17 protein-coding genes and 1 tRNA gene are annotated in these 18,595 nt (G+C 41.3%); 16 read left to right on the top strand and 2 right to left on the bottom strand.

Annotation, left to right across the window (positions count from 1 at the left end; genetic code table 11):
- Position 1: 1 nt before the first annotated feature.
- From CJ190_RS05680 to CJ190_RS05660, 5 genes are all read left to right on the top strand, one after another.
- The gene (locus tag CJ190_RS05680) at positions 2–820 is read left to right on the top strand and encodes a TlyA family RNA methyltransferase (RefSeq protein WP_064293581.1); all 819 of its coding nucleotides are present in this window, start codon (positions 2–4) and stop codon (positions 818–820) included.
- A 15-nt stretch (positions 821–835) separates the two neighbouring features.
- A complete protein-coding gene (gene recN / locus CJ190_RS05675; RefSeq protein ID WP_064293582.1) occupies positions 836–2,548 on the top strand; it encodes a DNA repair protein RecN in 1,713 nt (570 codons plus the stop codon).
- Positions 2,538–3,476: a tRNA (adenosine(37)-N6)-dimethylallyltransferase MiaA gene (gene miaA, locus CJ190_RS05670; protein WP_064293583.1), complete on the top strand. Its 939-nt coding sequence runs from the start codon at positions 2,538–2,540 to the stop codon at positions 3,474–3,476. The genes recN and miaA overlap by 11 nt, the downstream gene beginning before the upstream one ends.
- Positions 3,477–3,495: 19 nt before the next feature.
- Complete coding sequence (gene hflX / locus CJ190_RS05665; RefSeq protein ID WP_064293584.1) at positions 3,496–4,728, top strand: GTPase HflX; 1,233 nt, start codon at positions 3,496–3,498, stop codon at positions 4,726–4,728.
- Positions 4,729–4,879: 151 nt separating this feature from the next.
- Positions 4,880–6,409, top strand: a complete 1,530-nt coding sequence (locus CJ190_RS05660) for an IS1182 family transposase (RefSeq protein ID WP_064292116.1) — start codon at positions 4,880–4,882, stop codon at positions 6,407–6,409.
- Positions 6,410–6,524: 115 nt separating this feature from the next.
- Here the strand turns inward: CJ190_RS05660 and CJ190_RS05655 are convergent.
- Positions 6,525–6,598: transfer RNA gene (locus tag CJ190_RS05655), tRNA-Arg, on the bottom strand.
- A 502-nt stretch (positions 6,599–7,100) separates the two neighbouring features.
- Here CJ190_RS05655 and CJ190_RS05650 point away from each other — a divergent pair.
- From CJ190_RS05650 to CJ190_RS05635, 4 genes are all read left to right on the top strand, one after another.
- Positions 7,101–7,406, top strand: coding sequence for a hypothetical protein (locus CJ190_RS05650; RefSeq protein WP_064293486.1), 306 nt, complete (start codon positions 7,101–7,103; stop codon positions 7,404–7,406).
- Entirely contained in the window at positions 7,403–7,795 is a 393-nt protein-coding gene (locus tag CJ190_RS05645; protein WP_064293487.1) for a hypothetical protein, read from the top strand. The genes CJ190_RS05650 and CJ190_RS05645 overlap by 4 nt, the downstream gene beginning before the upstream one ends.
- A complete protein-coding gene (locus CJ190_RS05640; RefSeq protein WP_070597896.1) occupies positions 7,774–7,992 on the top strand; it encodes a hypothetical protein in 219 nt (72 codons plus the stop codon). The genes CJ190_RS05645 and CJ190_RS05640 overlap by 22 nt, the downstream gene beginning before the upstream one ends.
- Before the next feature lie 392 nt (positions 7,993–8,384).
- Positions 8,385–10,199, top strand: coding sequence for an FAD-binding protein (locus tag CJ190_RS05635; protein WP_064293489.1), 1,815 nt, complete (start codon positions 8,385–8,387; stop codon positions 10,197–10,199).
- Between the two features lie 479 nt (positions 10,200–10,678).
- Here CJ190_RS05635 and CJ190_RS05630 read toward each other — a convergent pair whose 3' ends face one another.
- On the bottom strand, positions 10,679–11,749 hold the full coding sequence (locus CJ190_RS05630) for an IS30 family transposase (RefSeq protein ID WP_101562109.1): 1,071 nt from the start codon (positions 11,747–11,749) through the stop codon (positions 10,679–10,681).
- A 122-nt stretch (positions 11,750–11,871) separates the two neighbouring features.
- On the opposite strand from CJ190_RS05630, the gene CJ190_RS05625 reads away from it, so the two are divergent.
- From CJ190_RS05625 to CJ190_RS05595, 7 genes are all read left to right on the top strand, one after another.
- Positions 11,872–12,873 carry an LCP family glycopolymer transferase gene (locus CJ190_RS05625; protein ID WP_224783448.1) on the top strand — a complete coding sequence of 334 codons (1,002 nt, stop codon included), beginning with the start codon at positions 11,872–11,874 and terminating at the stop codon, positions 12,871–12,873.
- Positions 12,874–12,968: 95 nt separating this feature from the next.
- A complete protein-coding gene (locus tag CJ190_RS05620) occupies positions 12,969–13,733 on the top strand; it encodes a YveK family protein (RefSeq protein WP_064293490.1) in 765 nt (254 codons plus the stop codon).
- A gap of 11 nt (positions 13,734–13,744) precedes the next feature.
- The gene (locus CJ190_RS05615) at positions 13,745–14,452 is read left to right on the top strand and encodes a CpsD/CapB family tyrosine-protein kinase (protein ID WP_064293491.1); all 708 of its coding nucleotides are present in this window, start codon (positions 13,745–13,747) and stop codon (positions 14,450–14,452) included.
- A gap of 21 nt (positions 14,453–14,473) precedes the next feature.
- A complete protein-coding gene (locus CJ190_RS05610; RefSeq protein ID WP_064293492.1) occupies positions 14,474–15,241 on the top strand; it encodes a tyrosine-protein phosphatase in 768 nt (255 codons plus the stop codon).
- A gap of 48 nt (positions 15,242–15,289) precedes the next feature.
- Complete coding sequence (locus tag CJ190_RS05605) at positions 15,290–17,107, top strand: polysaccharide biosynthesis protein (protein WP_064293493.1); 1,818 nt, start codon at positions 15,290–15,292, stop codon at positions 17,105–17,107.
- 40 nt (positions 17,108–17,147) lie between these two features.
- The gene (locus CJ190_RS05600; RefSeq protein ID WP_070597976.1) at positions 17,148–17,753 is read left to right on the top strand and encodes a sugar transferase; all 606 of its coding nucleotides are present in this window, start codon (positions 17,148–17,150) and stop codon (positions 17,751–17,753) included.
- Entirely contained in the window at positions 17,750–18,595 is an 846-nt protein-coding gene (locus CJ190_RS05595) for an NAD-dependent epimerase/dehydratase family protein (protein WP_064293495.1), read from the top strand. The genes CJ190_RS05600 and CJ190_RS05595 overlap by 4 nt, the downstream gene beginning before the upstream one ends.

Here is an 18,595-nt window from a genome sequence, read left to right as displayed (position 1 = left end):
CATGACAAAAGAACGTGCAGATATTATGGTGGTCCGCCAAGGGCTAGCTGATTCCAGAGAAAAGGCCAAGCGTTTAATTATGGCGGGCAAGATCTATAATGAAAAACAAGAACGGATTGACAAAGCCGGAGAAAAAATCCCCGTCGAATCAGTCTTAGAAAGAAAGGGCCATGAACTGCCCTATGTGTCTCGGGGTGGCTTTAAATTGGAAAAGGCCATCAAGAAATTTGGCTTAGATTTTACTGGTTTAAATGTCTTAGATATTGGTTCTTCTACTGGAGGTTTTACCGATGTGGCTCTGCAAAACGGAGCGGTCCATTCTTATGCCTTGGATGTGGGGACCAACCAACTGGATTGGAAGATCCGTAATGATGACCGGGTAACCGTGATGGAGCAGACTAATTTCCGTTACAGCCAACCGGAAGACTTTACTGAAGGCGTGCCTGATATTGCCGTGATTGATGTTTCCTTTATCTCCTTAAAACTCATCCTACCGCCACTTAAAGCCATCCTTAAAGACCAAGGCAAGGTGGTGGCCTTGATTAAGCCCCAATTTGAAGCGGGCAAGGATAAGGTAGGGAAGAAAGGCTTAGTCAGGGACGGAAAAATCCATGAAGAAGTCATTGATATGATCTTTCAAGCCGCGACTGAAATGGGCTATGATGTCTTAGACCTGACCTATTCCCCAATTACTGGCGGAACGGGAAATATCGAATTTCTAACCCTGCTCCAAAACCACCAAGAAGATCATCAGGGCGAAATTGCCGACCAAGTCAATAGCCAGGAAGTTGTCCAAGCTGCCCACCAACAATTTCATTAGAAAGGAAAAGGGGTCATGTTACAAAATATCGTCATTGAAAATTTTGCCATTATCGACCAAGTGACCATTGACTTTGATGAAGGCATGACGGTCCTTACCGGAGAAACGGGGGCAGGGAAGTCTATCATTATCGATGCTCTCGGGCTCTTAGCTGGTGGCCGGGGTTCAGTCGACTTTATCCGCTATGGGACAAAATCCTTAAAATTACGGGGGATTTTTTACTTACCTGATTTTTCCCAAGCAGGGCGGGATTTTCTCAAGGACCAAGAGATTCCCTTTGAAGATGATCAATTATTAATTACCCGGACCTTAGACCAAAAGGGGCGCAATACCATCAAGGTGAATGGCGTGCCCTTAACGGTCTCTCTGCTCAAGGAATTGGGCGATTATTTACTGGAAATCCATGGGCAAAACGAACACCAAAGCCTACTTGACCCTAAAAACCACCTGGACCTCTTAGACCAATATGCCGGTAAGCGGATTGTCCAAGAAAAGGAAGACTATGAAAAAGACTATCAAAACTACCGCCAGGCTAAAAAAGCTATCAAAGACTTTGCCTTAAATGAGCAAGAGGTGGCCCAACGTCTGGATTTATTGAAGTTTCAACTCAATGAAATTGAACTGGCCCAATTGGTCGAGGGTGAGGACGAAGAATTAACCGAAGAGCGGCAAAAGCTGCAAAGCTATCAAAATATTGTTGCTTCCCTAGGTCAAGCGCTCAATGCTTTGTCAGAAGGGGAAGGCAATGCGGTGGACTTACTGAGTGAGTCCAGCCAGGCTTTAGGACAAATTGAAGACTTGGATAGTGATTATAAGGCCTATTATGAACAAGCCCAATCCGCCTACTACAGTGTCCAGGAACTGGCTTACAGTATTCGCGATAACTTGGACGCTTTATCTTATGACCCTAGACGCTTGGACCAGATTGAAGAACGGTTAGCCACGATTGACCAATTGAAGCATAAGTATGGCAAGTCGATTGCTGAAATCTTAGCTTATTATCAAGAGGCCCAAAAGGACTATCAAGACTTACAAGACCGGGAAAACCACCAAGAAGAATTAGAGGCTGACTTTAAGCAGGCAAAGCAAGCCATTGCCAAGTCTGCCAAGGCCCTCCATCAAAAGCGCCTGACAGTGGCAGAAGAATTGGAAGCAGCCATTGAAGAACAGCTGGCCGACTTATATATGAAAAACACCCGCTTTGCGGTTGACTTTAAACAAAGAAAAAGCTTTGCCGCTTCTGGAGCGGATGAAGTGACCTTCTATATTCAAACCAACCCCGGCGAACCCTTACGCCCCCTACATAAAATTGCCAGTGGCGGAGAGCTTTCGCGGATTATCTTAGCTATTAAGGCCATTTTGCAGGCTAGTCGACCCACTTCCACGGTGGTCTTTGACGAAGTGGACACTGGGGTGAGTGGACGGGTGGCCCAAGCCATTGCTAACAAGATGTTTGAGATTGCCTTATCAGCCCAAGTCCTGTGTATTTCCCATCTTTCCCAAGTGGCTGCCATGGCTGACCAGCAATTACATATCGCTAAAGTCAGTGATAAAGACCAGACCCAAACTCAAGTGAGCCGCTTGAATGAAGAGGAACGAATTGGTGAGATTGGCCACATGACGACTGGTGAAATTATGACTGAAGCCAGTCGCCGAGCTGCCCAAGACCAGTTGAAACAGGCCCAAGACTATCGTCAACAAAGAAGGCAAGATATTCATGAAGACTAAGCTAATTTGTATTGGTGGTCCTACCGCCGTAGGTAAAACCGCCCTAAGTATTGAATTGGCCAAGCATTTCCAGGGTCAGGTCATTAATGGTGACGCCATGCAAGTTTACCAGGGCTTAGATATCGGTACCGCCAAGGCGACCCTAGATGAGCGACAAGGGATTCCCCATCATTTGCTCGATATCAGGTCAGTTGATCAGCCTTATACGGTGGCTGACTTTAAGCGGGATGCTGAATCGGCGGTTGGAGAAATCGAAGCTGACCAAGATTTGCCCATTTTAGTCGGGGGAACGGGGCTCTATCTGGAGTCCTTTCTCTTTGACCTTTCTTTAGGAGGCCAGGTTGAACCTCGGCCAGACTTTAGACAGCAAATGGAAAACTTTGCAGCCAGTCACGGTAACCAAGCCCTCCACCAAAAACTAGAGGATTTAGATCCCCAAGCCGCGGAAAAGATCCATCCTAATAATGTGAAGCGGGTGATCCGCGCCCTAGAGGTAGGGACCTTTTCTGATCAGCTCTTCTCCCAAGCCAAGGAAACTCATGATGACCATCACAGTCCCTATGACTATTACTTCATCGGCCTCCACTGTGACCGCCAGCGTTTGTATGAGCGCATTAACCACAGGGTAGATGTGATGGTCGACCAAGGTTTGCTCCAAGAAGCCCAGTGGCTCTTAGACCAAGACCTAGATCCTAAAAGCCAAAGCTTACAATCCATCGGCTACAAGGAAGTCTTTCCCTATTTAAGGGGGGAAGAGGACTTAGATACTAGCCTCAACCGTCTAAAACGAAATTCGAGACGCTATGCTAAACGGCAGTTAACCTGGCTGAAGAACCGCATGGACCTAGTTCACTGGTATAATCTAGTTGAAGAAGAGGATAGCTTAGCTACTGTGATTAGTGATGTGGCAGCTTTCCTAGAAGAATAGAGTCTGAAAGGAGGTTTCTATGCAAGAAAATGTATTAATAATCGGTTTACAACTCCCTCAAACCACAGACCTGCGTTTCACTATGCAAATGGATGAATTAGCAGCTTTAGTAGAAACAGCGGGTGGCCAAGTGGTCAGCCGGCAAAGTCAGAAACGCGACCAAGAAGATGCCCGTTACTTGATCGGGAGCGGTAAAGTTCGAGAAATTCATGATCTAAGCCAAGAGCTAGACATTGACTTGGTGATTTTTTACCAACAATTGTCCCCTTCACAAAACCGCAACCTACAAGAGGCTATTGATTGTCCCGTCATTGACCGGGTCCAATTAATCTTAGACATTTTTGCCAGCCGGGCAACGTCTAAGGAAGGAAAGTTGCAGGTAGCCTTGGCCCAGAATGAATACCTCTTACCCCGACTAGCTGGGATGGGGACGGTCTTATCTCGGCTGGGTGGTGGAATCGGTACCCGGGGACCAGGGGAGACCAAGTTGGAACAAGACCGCCGTGTTCTTCGTAATGAAATTCAAAAAATCCGCCATGAGTTAAAAGAAGTGGAGAAACAAAGAGAGTTAACCCGGGAACGTCGGCAGAAGTCAGGTCTATTTAAAATCGGCCTCTTAGGCTATACCAATGCCGGGAAGTCGACCTTGATCAATGCCTTAACTGACGCCCAAACCTACCAGGCTGACCAACTTTTCGCTACCTTAACCCCTTTAACGCGAAAATTTAGTCTGACCAACCATTTTGAAATTACCCTGACAGATACGGTTGGTTTTATCCAAGATCTGCCACCCATGATTATCGATGCCTTCCATTCAACCCTGGAAGAGAGTCGCAATGTGGACTTATTGATGATTGTTGTAGATGCCTCTTCAGCCTTTGCCTTAGAACAGGAAGCTGTGGTCAACCAATTATTGGAAGACTTGGATATGCAAGACCTGCCCAAGCTCTATATCTATAATAAGCGTGACCAGGTGGAGTCGGACCAAGAAGTTCTTACCCCGTCCAGCCCTCATCTCTTGATGTCGGCTCAGGATAGCCAAGATATTGAAGCCTTACGTCAGGCCATTATTGACCAGGTGAAGACGATCTATCAACCCTTTGCGGTTCAAGTCGCTCCTCAAGCAGCTAATGAATGGCTGGGTTATCAAAACCGTTTCTATATTGAAAAATTTGAATTCGATAAGGAAAGCGAATCTTATCAGATTATGGGTTATAAGCCTGACTACCTTCCGCTTCCTAAAACAGAGTAAAAGAAAAGAGTCTGGGACAAAAGCCTCAAAACAAAAAGGGTTAAGAAGTTAGTTTTCACTAATTTCTTAACCCTTTTACTTAAAATTAGGTATTAAAAAAGCACCCTGTTATAATATTAGTAACCACACTAAAGATTAAGGGGTGCTTCTTATGTACATACAATATAACATGAATCAAACAACACTTCCACTAGAATTATCTGCATGTATCGATCCAGATCATATTGTATTTTCAATCTATAATTTTATTGAATCTCTGGATGAAAAATACTTTGAAAGCTTCAGTACGCAGGACGGCCGTCCTGCCTATCATCCAAAGCCTTTAATCATGGCACTTCTATATGCTTATAGTAAAGGCGTATTTAGCGGAAGAAAAATAGAGGAACTGATGGTTGAAAATTTACCCATGCAGTGGCTAGTCGCTCAACAAGTTATTAGCTATCGAACGATTAATCGCTTCCGTTCTTCAGAAAATTGCAGATCTTTATTAGAAAATCTATTCGTTGAGTTTACCACTCAGTTAAAGTTAGAGAAATTAATTCATTTAGAAAATTGCTTTATCGATGGAACTAAAATTGAAGCGAATGCCAATAAATATTCTTTTGTTTGGAAAAAGGCAACTGAAAAATATGCAGAACGATTAAAAGTGACCTCACGTGAATATTACTTTAATGAAATTCAACCGATGGTTGATGCTGGCATCCAATATGATGAAAATTTAGATCTAGAAGAAACGATGCTTCAAGAGATATCTAAAGTGCTTAAGGAAGAAATCGATAAACTCACTGAAGATATTGAGGAAACTCCTGTAAAAGGGCCAGATCAACGTAAACAACAACGCCGTCGTTTGAAAAAACATTACCGTAAAGTGAGTCAAGATTTTCTACCTCGCAAACAAAAGTATGCCAAACAGTTTGAAACATTTAACGGAAGAAATAGCTATTCAAAAACAGATCCTGATGCTACGTTCATGCGAATGAAAGATGACCATATGATGAATGGGCAATTGAAAGCGGGATATAATATCCAAGTAGCGACTGAAAACCAATTTGTCCTTCATTATGATATTTTCCACAATCCGACGGATACGCGGACTTTACAACCCTTTGTTGAAAGTTTTCCTAATTCCCCGAAATGCATTGTAGCTGATGCTGGTTATGGTAGCGAAGAAAACCTTACTTATTTAGATAACCATAAAATTAACCATTTGATTAAATACAATCGGTTTGATAAAGAGCAGAAAAAGAAACATAAAAAATCAGCTAAAAATATGGATAATTGGAGTTACGATAAGCAAAGTAATACTTTCACACATCCTGATGGCACGGTTTATTTCTTTAGTCATCTCCAAAAACGAAAAAATAAAATGAGTGGTTATATTTCTGAAATTCAGGTTTATAAGCCTTTGGATCCAGAAAATGCGCCGCAAAAGGCGCTTTACTATAATAAAAACTATCAGGAATTAAAGAATATAGAAACACAGAAGCTTTTATCTGAAGAAGGATCTAGGCTCTTTTCCAAACGGAAAATTGACGTTGAACCAGTTTTTGGCCAGATAAAGGCTATTTTAGGGTTCACTCGATTTAACCTCAGAGGGAAAACAAAGGTTAAAACTGATGTTGGATTGGCCTTCATGGCCAATAATTTGAAAAAATATAGCAAAATAAAAGCAAGAAAATAAGAGAATCTACAAATCACGCTTAAGTAATTTGTAGATTCTCTTTTTTTATAGTCCGTAGACTTTTGTCCCAGACTCTTTTAACTTGCTTGAGTGTTCTATTATATGCACTCACTTATCTCGAGAGCGAGATTCGAACTCGCGACCCACGGTTTAGAAGACCGTTGCTCTATCCAGCTGAGCTACCCCGAGAAGTAACAACTCTTATATTCTACTCAATTCAAGCGGATTTTGTCAAGCTTTTATGCTAATATAGGTGTTTAAATGCTAAAACCGATCTAATTAAAGAGAAAAATTAATTTCATTGATATACTTATCCAAAATAATTATTAAATGATAAAAGGAATATTATATTATTAATTTATATTAGGAATTTAAGATTAATATATGAAATTTACTTCATAAATCTTGTATATTAACAATATCTTTGTCATACTAAATATATTTATGTTTAAAGGGAGACTTATATGAGAAAGGTAGAAGCTATTTATCCTATTGTTAAAACGTTTTTTAATGATGTAACTTTTAATGATAATGGATATATTTTTACTGTTGCCTACCCTAAATTACTAAAAAATAATAAATATTTTGAAGAAACTTTTTTCAAATTTATCGTAATGTTATGCTTCTCTTTATTAATGAGGGGTATCTTTTTATTAACAAGAATGATCCATTAGATAGAGATTGGAAAATTATGTTGCCAGATGCTGTTAGTGGGGAGTATAGGAAAGCAAAAATTATAAAGAAAATGATAAGTGTAAGACATGTGTATGAAATAAGAATGGATACGGCTTATCAACATTTAAGAGTTTTATTTTTCCCTTGTGATAATCAATCTTTAGAGAAAGATCCTAATTTAATATTTTGCTATTCCTATATCAAAGAAAAAGGGAGAAGTGATCCGACTCAGCCGTTAACTGAATATACTCAAAGGCTACGTGACCACGTGTATGATATTAATAATAATGAAATTATTATAGGAGAGGAGTTTACGATATGATAAATAATGGTATTTCAACTATTAAGAATAGTGAACAATATCCGCTATCGGAAAAAATACTAGATTTGAGATATTCCTATGGTTTAAGTTTAGATGAAATGAATCAAATTCTAGGTATGACTGATTCTGAATATGCTCAATTTGAATTTTGTAATACTTCTATTCCTGTATCGCGTTATGAAGAGGTAATTGACACTATTCAAGATTATATAGATAATCACTTAACTGAACAAAATAATATTGCCAATGATGAAATAGATATGAATTTTGTAATTAGTAATGAATCTTTTACTAATAATGTACAATATAACTTTACATTGAAAGGCAAGAATAATATAAACATTGATAAACTTCTTGGAGGAAAAGAATGTCTCAGTTTAGCCGTTTAAGAATTATAAACAATAGAGTGACTGAATTCACAATTAATAATTATTTTATAGAACCTAATACAGAGATTAATGTAGAAATGACTACAAAATTTTTGGGAAATGATGACCAATCCGATATCGTTACTTTAGAAATGGTTATCGTATTATCAGAAAAAGAATCCGATAATGAAAATGACTTATATCTTCATTTGCGTTAAGAAACGGATTTTGATTGTTCTTCATTAGAAGGCGATAAGGACCAAATTATTAATGAATATGGTATTAATAAGATTAGTATTGCCTTTCCTTATATTAGGTCTTATATAACATCTGTAACAGCTTTGGGTGGAGCAAATCCAGTAACCATTCCAATTATGAATATAATGAGTATTTTCAGTAATGAAGAATAAATTAAATAATACTTTTTACGAACGCTTGTTTAAAGCGTTTTTTATTTTGTTTGAAATTTTATTGATTAAAACATTCTTTTGAAAATAAATTACCAGCGAAATTCTGTTATTTTCTTCACAAGAATAGTATACTTAGGATGTAAATGTAAGCGTATTCTTACGCTGACCTATAAATAAGCGATAAAGGAAGGAGATAGAAAATGTTAGTGAATGAACAAACGACCTATGCAGCGGAATATGATGTGGTTGTCCTCGGCTTTGGTGGAGCAGGAGCAACAGCGGCGCGTTTTGCTAGTGATGCGGGAGCTAAGGTGCTCTTAGTCGATTCCGCTCCTAATGGCCATGAAGGGGGCAACACTCGCTATTGTGCCCAATTGATTGGTTCAGCTGATAATAGGGAAGCTATGCACAAATATTATGATGAACTGATGGCGGGTATGGATTTAGACGAAGAAGTTAAATCAACCTATATTGATGGCTTGGTTAATATGGAAGACTATGTCCGTGACTATTTAGAAGTCGAACCTTATAGTATTAAAGATCATTTTGATAAGTTCCCGCTTGAATCAGCGGTTTATGAATATCCCGAATTTGATGGCGTGGAAACCTATAACTTCCTTACAGTTCATGAGGGAATCTTTGACGCTGCCTTGTGGAAGGTTTTGCGGCAAAAGGTTGTGGATCGGGCGGATTCTATTGATGTTTGGTTCGAATCTCCCGCCAAACACCTCCTCCAAGATCCTGATACTCGGGCGATTCTTGGGGTACAAGTCGAACGCCAAGGCCAAACCGTTAATATTGCAGCTAAGAGCGGGGTTGTTTTAGCCCTTGGTGGTTTTGAAAATAATCCGCAAATGATTAAAGACTACCTCAACGAAAGTCGTCTGGCTCCCTTAGGTGGACTATATAACCAAGGTCATGGGGTAACTATGGCACTTGAAGTCGGAGCTGACCTCTGGCATATGGCTAACTATGAATCCTTGGGCATGTATCACGGGACTGCCTTTGATGTACCAGCTGGAGAAAGAGCTACTCTACACGCCTTTGGCACCCAACCCTTAACTCACGGCAGTATCCTAGTCATTGGGGACGATGGATCTCGTTACTTCAAAGAAGATGAGTCTAACCGCCACGGCCATATCTATAACCACGGGATTTGGCGGGTGCCTCAAGGACAAGAGAGACCTTATATTATTTTCGACCATAAGAAATATGAAGAACTCACCCGGGAAGATGGCCGTTTTGTCGACTATGCCAAAGCAGCAGGTAAGGCTGACAGCCTGGCTGAATTAGCTCAAGAGTTAGACCTTGATAGCCAAGTCTTAGAAGCTACAGTTGAAGACTTCAATCATTTTGCTGAGGTAGGGAAGGACTATGCCTATGGTCGAACAGCGGATGCTATGACCGCTTTTGATGAGGAAGGGCCATATTATGCTATCCCGATTGTCCAAACCATGTTAAATACTCAGGGGGGACCGCGCCGGAATGCCAAGGCGGAAATTTTAGATAGCCATGGTCAAGTCATTCCAAAACTTTATGGAGCCGGCGAACTCGGTGGGATTACTCCGGGCATGTACCAAGGCGGGATGAACATCGCTGAATGTCTGATCTTTGGTAAGATTGCAGGTGAAAACGCCGCTCAAGCAAAAGATGAAGCAAAAACTGAGTTAAAAGGAGCAGGAGAAACGCAGAGTGCTAACCTCCAAAGTGACTTAGAAAAGACACCTGCCACTAAAGACCTCCAATTAAAAGATAACCAATACCTGGGATCTAGCCATTCAGGGATGGGAGATGAACTAAATGTGCTGGTGTCCCTTGATGGGGATAAGTTAAGAGAGATTACTGTCCTAAATCACAATGAAAGTGAACAACAAGGCCACGAGGTCTTTTCAGAACTGCCTCAAGCCATGATTGCTGCTAATTCGACTGATGTCGATGGTATTTCTGGAGCTACCTTAAGTTCCAATGCCCTTAAAGAAGCGGTAGCAGATGCCATTGCTAAGAGTAAAGCATAAATCATTTAAGAATATTAATAATTAAATTTATATTGACAAAATAAAGGCCTGGTCTGACGCTGGGCCTTTATTTAATTTATTTGTCCAATAAGACTCTTTTATTTGGCTAAATGATAACGTTTTTATAATAATTTTATATGTTATTGCAAAAAAGTTGTGTTATTATGAAAATTGATAAATAGGCCTATTTTTCAGGCCTTATTTGGAATGTTCATATATCGTAATCAGTTAATAAAAAACTTTAAAAACAACTTTTAAGGAAAGAGGTAAATTGCAATATCAAGTGCATATTTATTTTAAAAAATCCCAGTGTCATGCCAAATAACTAAAAAGCTGATAAAGTCAATAATTCTTGGCCCGTTTTTCTCTAGCTTAAAGTGCTTGATTATCATTTAGAGATTCAGGGTGGGGCTGTCAAGGTGGAGAGCGAAGCGGACCTTGACTGGCCCACACTGAATCTCTATGCTTTGTTAAGCACTTTAGCCTGCTTCTTTAAGCGTTTCCTGAAGTTTCGCAACTTCTAGGTTATAACAGTCGTTAGGGGTTTGATAATCTAAGACCTTTCTAAAGCGATTATTTATTGTATTCGTATAGTGTGCGAGTTCCTGGTATGTCAGCTTTTTAAAGCTTGTCCCTTTGGGCAAGAATTCTCTTAACATGCGATTATGTCTCTCATTACTGCCTTTTTCCCAAGCTGAATAGGCATGGGCGAAAAAGACTTCCAAATCCTTCAGAGCATACTCAAGCTGAGATAGTTTAGAAAATTCACTGCCGTTATCGGTCGTTAAGGTTTTAAAACACGCTTGACCCTCTTTAAGAATCACCTTTTTAACCGATTTTACAATGGAATCTGCATCCCACTTCCAAGTCTTCTTGGTGAGGAATTTTCGCGTTTTCCGTTCAACTAGAGTAATAAGACATGGCTCTCCTTTAGTCTTCTTTCCTATCACGAGGTCAAGCTCCCAGTGACCAAATTCTTCTCTTGAAAGGACGTCTGGGCATCGCTGATCAATGCTTTTTCCAAATACCTTTTTATTCGTCCCACGCGGTTCACTAGGTTGTTTTCTTGGACGAATCCTTGTTTTCATAGGAAGATCAATATTCCTCACATTTAATAAACCAAGATTGATATATTTATACATGGTTTTGGTGCAAGGAACTCTTTCTAAAGGGTGTTTTCTGCGGTAATCATGAATAAACGTATCAACACTGAAAATACGGTCTTCTTTAGGTGTCAGTAAGGCTTCCTCAAAGGCTTTAATGAAGTTAGATTTTCCATACAAAGCGCCTCTGGCTTTAGAATTTGACCGATTATCTTTATAAACACGCGAGCCAGTTTCTGCAAGATAGACATCAACGTAGGTATGATCATAGTTCATTTGACGTGTTTTTCCACGTTTTAGTTCACGAGATATGGTGCATTGATTGACGCCAACGGCGTCAGCAATCTCTTTCTGTTTATGTCCTTCTTGGTGCATTGCTTGGATAATTCCGCGTTTTTCTGCAGAAAGGTGTGTATATGATCTAGGTTTCGTGTTAGAATGTTTCATAGCCAGTGAGTGCTCCTTTACTTGGGTTTAGACGCTTTTAAGTATAGAGCATCACTGGTTTTTTGTCGTCCTTTTCTCTATGCACTTCATTTTACAATTTACCTTTTAAGGAAAGAAAGTATATGACAGATAATTTTGATAATAATAGAAGATCTCATCGTGACCAACCGTCTACTCGTGAAGACTATCGGGCACAAGCTGACAGACCGAAGAGAAGACGGATTTGGCCCTGGGTTTTAGGTGTCCTAGTAATTCTTCTCTGCATCGGTGGCTGGATAGCTTTTAAAGCTTACAGTGATGTCAGAGAGACCTCGGAACAAATGTACCAAGCGGCCGATTATAAGTCCAAACGGAATGGCCAAGTCGACTTAAGCCAAGGCAATCAGGCCTTTTCGGTACTGTTAATGGGGATTGATACGGGTTCTCTGGGACGAACCGAACAAGGTCGGTCCGATACCATGATGGTGATGACGGTTAATCCCAAGACGGAACAGACCAGCTTGCTTTCCATTCCTCGGGATACCTATACCACCATCCTTCCTAATGGCAATAAAGACAAGATCAACCATGCCTATGCTTATGGAGGTCCAGCAGGGGCAGTGGAAACCGTGCAAAACCTGCTGGATATTCCGATTGACTATTATGTCTCTGTCAACATGCAGGGTTTGGAAGATATGATTAATGTCCTAGGCGGGGTGACGGTAACACCACCGATCAGTTTTAATGAAGACGGTCACCAATTTGTCCAAGGACAGGCGACCACTTTAAATGGTGAAGCCGCTCTAGCCTATGTCCGCAACCGCTATGATGATCCAGAAGGGGACTATGGTCGTCAAGCCCGCCAACGTCAAGTCATCCTGGCCTGTCTCAAGGAAGCAGCTTCTCTGTCCTCGCTGCCTAACTACCAAGAAATCTTAAACACTATTGGTAGTAGCGTTCAAACTAATATGGCCTTTTCTGATATGAAGGACCTCTTCACCAATTACCGGGGAGCAGCCAATACTATTAATCAGGCCCAATTGAAGGGCTCAGGACAAATGATTGATGGCGTCTACTATGAAATGATTCCGGAAGGAAATATCAATCAGGCTTCCCAAGCCTTAAAACAGGAACTCAATCTCTAACACTCTCATATGAAGTAACTAACAAAATAGCGCTCTAATCAAGCGCTATTTCCATGCATAAAGCAATAAATTAGGAAAGGTCGTGTTGATTAGCGATGGAAGAAGAAATTAGTTTATTAGATCTCTGGCAGATTATCAAAGAACACTTCTATGTAATTTTTATTAGTAGTTTGGTAGGACTGCTCCTAGCAGCGGCTTATGCCTTCATCTTAGCGACGCCTATCTATCAATCTTCTACCGAGATCTTAGTTAACCAAAGTGATAATAAGAGTCAAACCAATACCCTCAACCAGGACATTAACGCTTCCCTGCAATTAATTAATACTTATTCTGATGTTATTCGAAATGAAGTCGTTTTAAGTCCAGTGATTGACCAACTCAATCTACAAGAAAATCCCGACCAACTTCGGGAAAAAATTTCAGTGGAAAGTAAGAATAATTCCCAGGTCTTCTCCATTATTGTAAAGGATCCTAATCCCGAACAAGCGGCTACCATCGCTAACACCACGGCAGACATCTTCCAAAAGGCTATCCGTAAAATGATGAATATCGATAATGTCTCAATCATCTCTAAGGCTCAAGCCAGTCAGGCACCGGTTTCGCCACGTAAGGCTTTAGCTCTCTTAATTGGTCTAGTTCTAGGAATGGGCGTGGGTCTCGTGATTGCCTTCATTCATGAACTCACCGATAACACCGTCAAGGACGTGGACTTCTTGACTAAGGAAATTGGCTGGAACATGTTAGGCCGGGTCAGTGAATTGTCTGAAAATGACTTGAAAGTTACCCACCAGGCTAACGAATTACAACAAATTTACCACCCTGACCAAGACCGTGGTCAGCGGCAACGTGAACGTGTTTAAGGAGGTTAACCATGTTTGGTAGAAAGAAAAAAACAGAAATCAAGAAGCCAGCCGACCGTCCCGGTTTGGTGGTGGTTGATAATCCCACTTCAGCCATGGCCGAACAATTCCGGACTATCCGGACCAATATCCAGTTCTCCATGCTAGATAAGGAATTAAAGACCTTCAATATCACTTCACCAGGTCCCTCATCAGGGAAATCCTTCTTAGCTGCTAATATTGCGGCTGCCTTTGCTAGTGATGATAAACGGGTTCTCTTATTGGACGCTGATATGCGTAAACCGACTGTCCATAAGACCTTTGGCGTTCCTAACGATAGAGGGCTAACCAATCTCTTGACCGATAACCGCCTAGAGATCCACCAAGTGATTAAGAAGTCTTACGTGCCTAACTTGTTCTACTTAACTTGTGGAGCGATTCCGCCTAATCCGTCCGAACTCCTAGCTTCGAAACGGATGCAAGGCTTAATGGAACAATTGCGTAATATCTTTGAAATCATTGTCTTGGACTGCCCACCAGTTCTGGCAGCCACTGATGCACAAGTGGTATCAGCTCGGGTAGACGGCACGGTAGTGGTGGTGCCTTATGGTCAATGTACTAAGGATGAAGTTAAAGAAAGCCAAGCCCTCTTAGACAAGGTCAACACCAATGTCCTAGGTGTGATCATGAACCGAACTGAAAGAACCGAAGATTACTATTACTACTACGAGGAAGAATAAAGCAAGAAGGAGTCAAGCCCTGTGATTGATTTACACTGCCATATTCTAATGGGCATGGATGATGGCCCCAAGCGGATTGAAGATTCGCTGGCCTTGGCACGGCAAGCTGAAGACCAGGGGGTAACGCACATCGTCTGCACTCCCCATCACATGAATAGGTCCTGGATCAATCCCAGACTCCAGGTAGTTCAAGCAGTTGATAATTTTCAAAGTTGCTTAGACCAAGAGGGGATCAATATCACCCTCTTTCCTGGTCAAGAACTCCGCCTACATGGGGAAATCCTAGAAAACATTAAAAAGGGTGAGATTTGCTTCTACGATGAATTTGGCAAGTATCTTTTGATTGAGTTTCCTACTGGTGGGGTGCCTCAGTACACCGACCAGGTCTTCTATGAACTGGGAATTTATGGCATCCGGCCGGTAATCGCCCATCCGGAACGCAATAAGGCCATTCAAAAAAATCCCGAGATCCTAAAAGATTTGGTGGAAAAAGGAGCCTTAGGTCAAGTCACGGCAGCTTCTTTGAATGGCAAACTAGGCCGGCAAGTCAAGCGGCTATCTTTAGATTTAATTGAAGCTAATTTAATTCATGTGGTGGCATCAGATGCTCACCACCCTAAACGCCGTCCCTTTGACTTAGCCCAGGCATATGGTCAAGTGGAGAAGCACTTCGGTAAGGGAGTCAGCCAGCGCTTTGACCAGACTGCCCGTGACTTAGTTAATGGCGATCCTATTGATATTGGCGGGGTGAGTTCGGTGCGAAAGAAGAAGTTTTTGGGTTTGTTTTAAGTAAATGTCAGAATTTAAAGGATTGATAAAGATGGAAGGTTTTAGTGAATGAAATTAACCCGAAGAAGGAAGCAGGCAACGATCATCTTAAGTGATGCCCTTAGTGTTTTGCTAAGTGCGAGCTTGTCGGTCTATTTGATCCAGTTCTACGTCCATAATAATTTATTCCAATACGCGACCATAGCCAGCATCTACCTACTGGTCTATTTATTAGTCTCTTTCAAGCAGCATAGTTTCTCAGGAATTATCCGTTTCTTTAACTTCTCGGATGCTAGGCAGCTAGTTTTAGCTAATGTTATCGCCGGGGCGGTAGCTTTTATTACTGGCACCATGGTATTCAGCCGGGTAAGTAACCGTTACAGTTTCCTCTTATTATTCTTTGCGACTGCCTTTATGTTATTGGCACGGATGTTGTGGCGGACCTATGTCGACGAAAAGAACCACGTCAGAGCCAAAACCCAAAGTGATGCGCCACGTTTATTATTAGTTGGTGCTGGCGACGCTGGTAACTTATTCATTGAAAGTTTCGCCAAGGCCGGTGACCGCTTCTCCATTGTCGGGTTAGTCGATGATGACCCTAACAAGCAGGATGTTTACTTACGGGGTTATCCCGTCTTAGGGCAAATCGACCAAATTCCAGAGATAATCAAGGCTAAACGAGTGGATCAAATTACCATTACCGCGCCATCTCTTCCTTCTGAAAAGGTGGAAGAAGTAATCCGCTTGGCCAATGAGAAAGACGTTTCAGTCAAGCAAATGCCGGAAGTGGAAAAAGTCATGGCGGGTGACCTCCAAGTCGCTATGCGTGATATTGAAATCAACGACCTCTTAGGAAGAGAAGAAATTGAACTCGATGACCAAGCGGCCATTGATACCATCGGTGGGAAAACCATATTGGTGACTGGAGCAGGGGGCTCGATTGGTTCAGAAATCTGCCGGCAACTGCTTAAATTTGGCCCAGCTAAGTTACTCTTACTGGGACATGGCGAAAATTCGATCTACCTCATTGACCGAGAACTCAACCAATTGAACCAAAGTGGGGTTCAGATTGTCCCCATTATTGCCGATATCCAAGACCGCGAACATATTAATGACTTAATCAAATTTTACCAACCCAATATTATCTACCACGCCGCGGCTCATAAGCATGTGCCCTTGATGGAATATAATCCTACTGAAGCGGTGAAGAATAATATCTATGGAACCTATAATGTAGCTCGAGCAGCGGAAGATAATGGCGTGGAACGCTTTGTTATGATTTCCACCGACAAGGCCAATAATCCACCTAATGTCATGGGAGCGACCAAGCGGATTGCCGAAATGATCGTCACTGGTCTCAATGAAAACAGCCAATGTACCTTTTCTGCTGTGCGCTTTGGCAATGTCTTAGGTAGCCGGGGCTCTGTTATCCCGCTCTTCAAGAAGCAAATTGCCGCTGGTGGTCCCGTTACGGTGACCCATCCAGACATGCGACGTTACTTCATGACCATCCCAGAGGCTAGCCGTTTGGTTATTCAAGCCAGCGCTCTGGCTGAAGGTGGGGAATTATTTATCCTTAACATGGGGAAGGAAGTCTATATCAAAGACCTGGCTCGTAAGATGATTACCCTTAGTGGCTACAGTGAGGATGAAATTGAAATCCAATATGTCGGCATGCGTCCGGGTGAAAAACTCTATGAAACCCTGCTCTTGGATGATGAAACCACTGACCGTAAAGTCGATGACAAGATCTTTGTGGGCAAAGTCCATAACAAGAGCTTGAAGGAAATCAGAGACTTTGTGGAAGGTTTAGACCTTAGTGGTCATGATGACAAGTTAAGTGAAAAATTGACCACCTTTGTGCACCGTGATGTTGAAGAAGAGTAAACGATAAGGAGAAAGTAATTATTTAAAAGTAAAAAGAGTCATCGATTTTATATTAGCTCTCATCAGCCTAATCATACTTTCTCCTCTATTTTTATTAATAGCACTCTGGATAAAACTGGACTCAAAAGGCCCAGTTTTCTTTAAACAAAAGCGCATTGGTAAAAATAGAGATTTTTTTTATATTTACAAGTTTCGCTCTATGCTCTCGGAAACCCCAGCAGATATGCCAACTCACTTATTAAATAATCCAGTTGCCTTTATTACTAAGTCAGGAGCCTTCTTAAGAAAGACTAGTCTGGATGAACTGCCTCAGTTAATTAATATCCTAAAAGGAGAGATGGCCATTATTGGTCCTCGTCCCGCCCTCTGGAACCAAGATGATTTAGCAGATGAACGGGATAAATATGGGGCTAATGATGTTTTGCCCGGCTTAAGCGGTTGGGCGCAAATTAATGGTCGTGATGAACTCCCGATTGACGTCAAGGCCCGTCTCGATGGCCAATATGTTGAAAATATGGGACCAATGATGGATATAAAATGCTTCTTTGGGACTATTGTTAGTGTGATTCGTCATGAGGGAGTGGTTGAAGGTGGCACCGGAGCTATTGACAAAGCCAAGCAAGAGTTGGAGGAAGAAGATAAATGAAGAAAATCCTAGTGACGGGAAAACATTCTTATATCGGAAACCAATTTGAGCGATGGTTAAAACAATGGTCGGAAGACTATGAAGTCGTCAAAGGAAGTCTTCGAAATGGATCTTGGCGGCAAAGTGATTGGTCAATTTATGATGCGATCTTGCATGTGGCAGGAATTGCTCATAACTCCTCCGATCCAAAATTGGAAGACCTATACTATGAAGTCAATCGAGATCTCACCATTGAAGCAGCAAAGAAAGCAAAAGCAGAAGGCGTCGGTCAATTTATCTTTATGAGTTCCATTATAGTTTTTGGTTCTAAGGTAAGTAAGATTACAAAAGATACGCCAACCAATCCTGATAATTTCTATGGGGATAGTAAATTACAAGCAGAAGCAGGTTTGCGAGAATTAGGAGAGGATCAGTTTAAAGTAGCCATTGTTCGTCCACCCATGGTTTATGGACCCGGATCAAAGGGGAACTTTCCAAAACTTGTCAAGCTAGCTAAAATCACTCCTATTTTCCCTGATTATGATAATAAAAGAAGTATGATTTATGTTGATAACTTAATGGCAGAATTACAGGCTATTGTAGATAAGAAATTATCAGGTTATTTTCATCCGCAGAATAGGGAGTATACTTGCACTAGTCAAATGGTTTATCGAATCAGTAAACTGACAAATCATCGAATATTGAAACCACAATTTATGAATCCTTTAATTACTAAAATGATCAAACAAGAAACTTTAAATAAAGTATTTGGGGATCTTTATTATGATGAGATGATGAATAATCGCACTCAAAATGTAAGCTTGGAGATATCGATCAAATTGTCATTACGGGACAAGGAGTAA

Origin of the sequence: Aerococcus loyolae, assembly GCF_002871915.2 — a bacterium.
GTDB lineage: Bacteria > Bacillota > Bacilli > Lactobacillales > Aerococcaceae > Aerococcus > Aerococcus loyolae.
The sequence above is the reverse complement of the archived record's forward strand: the minus strand, read 5'-3'. Positions and strand labels throughout refer to the sequence as shown.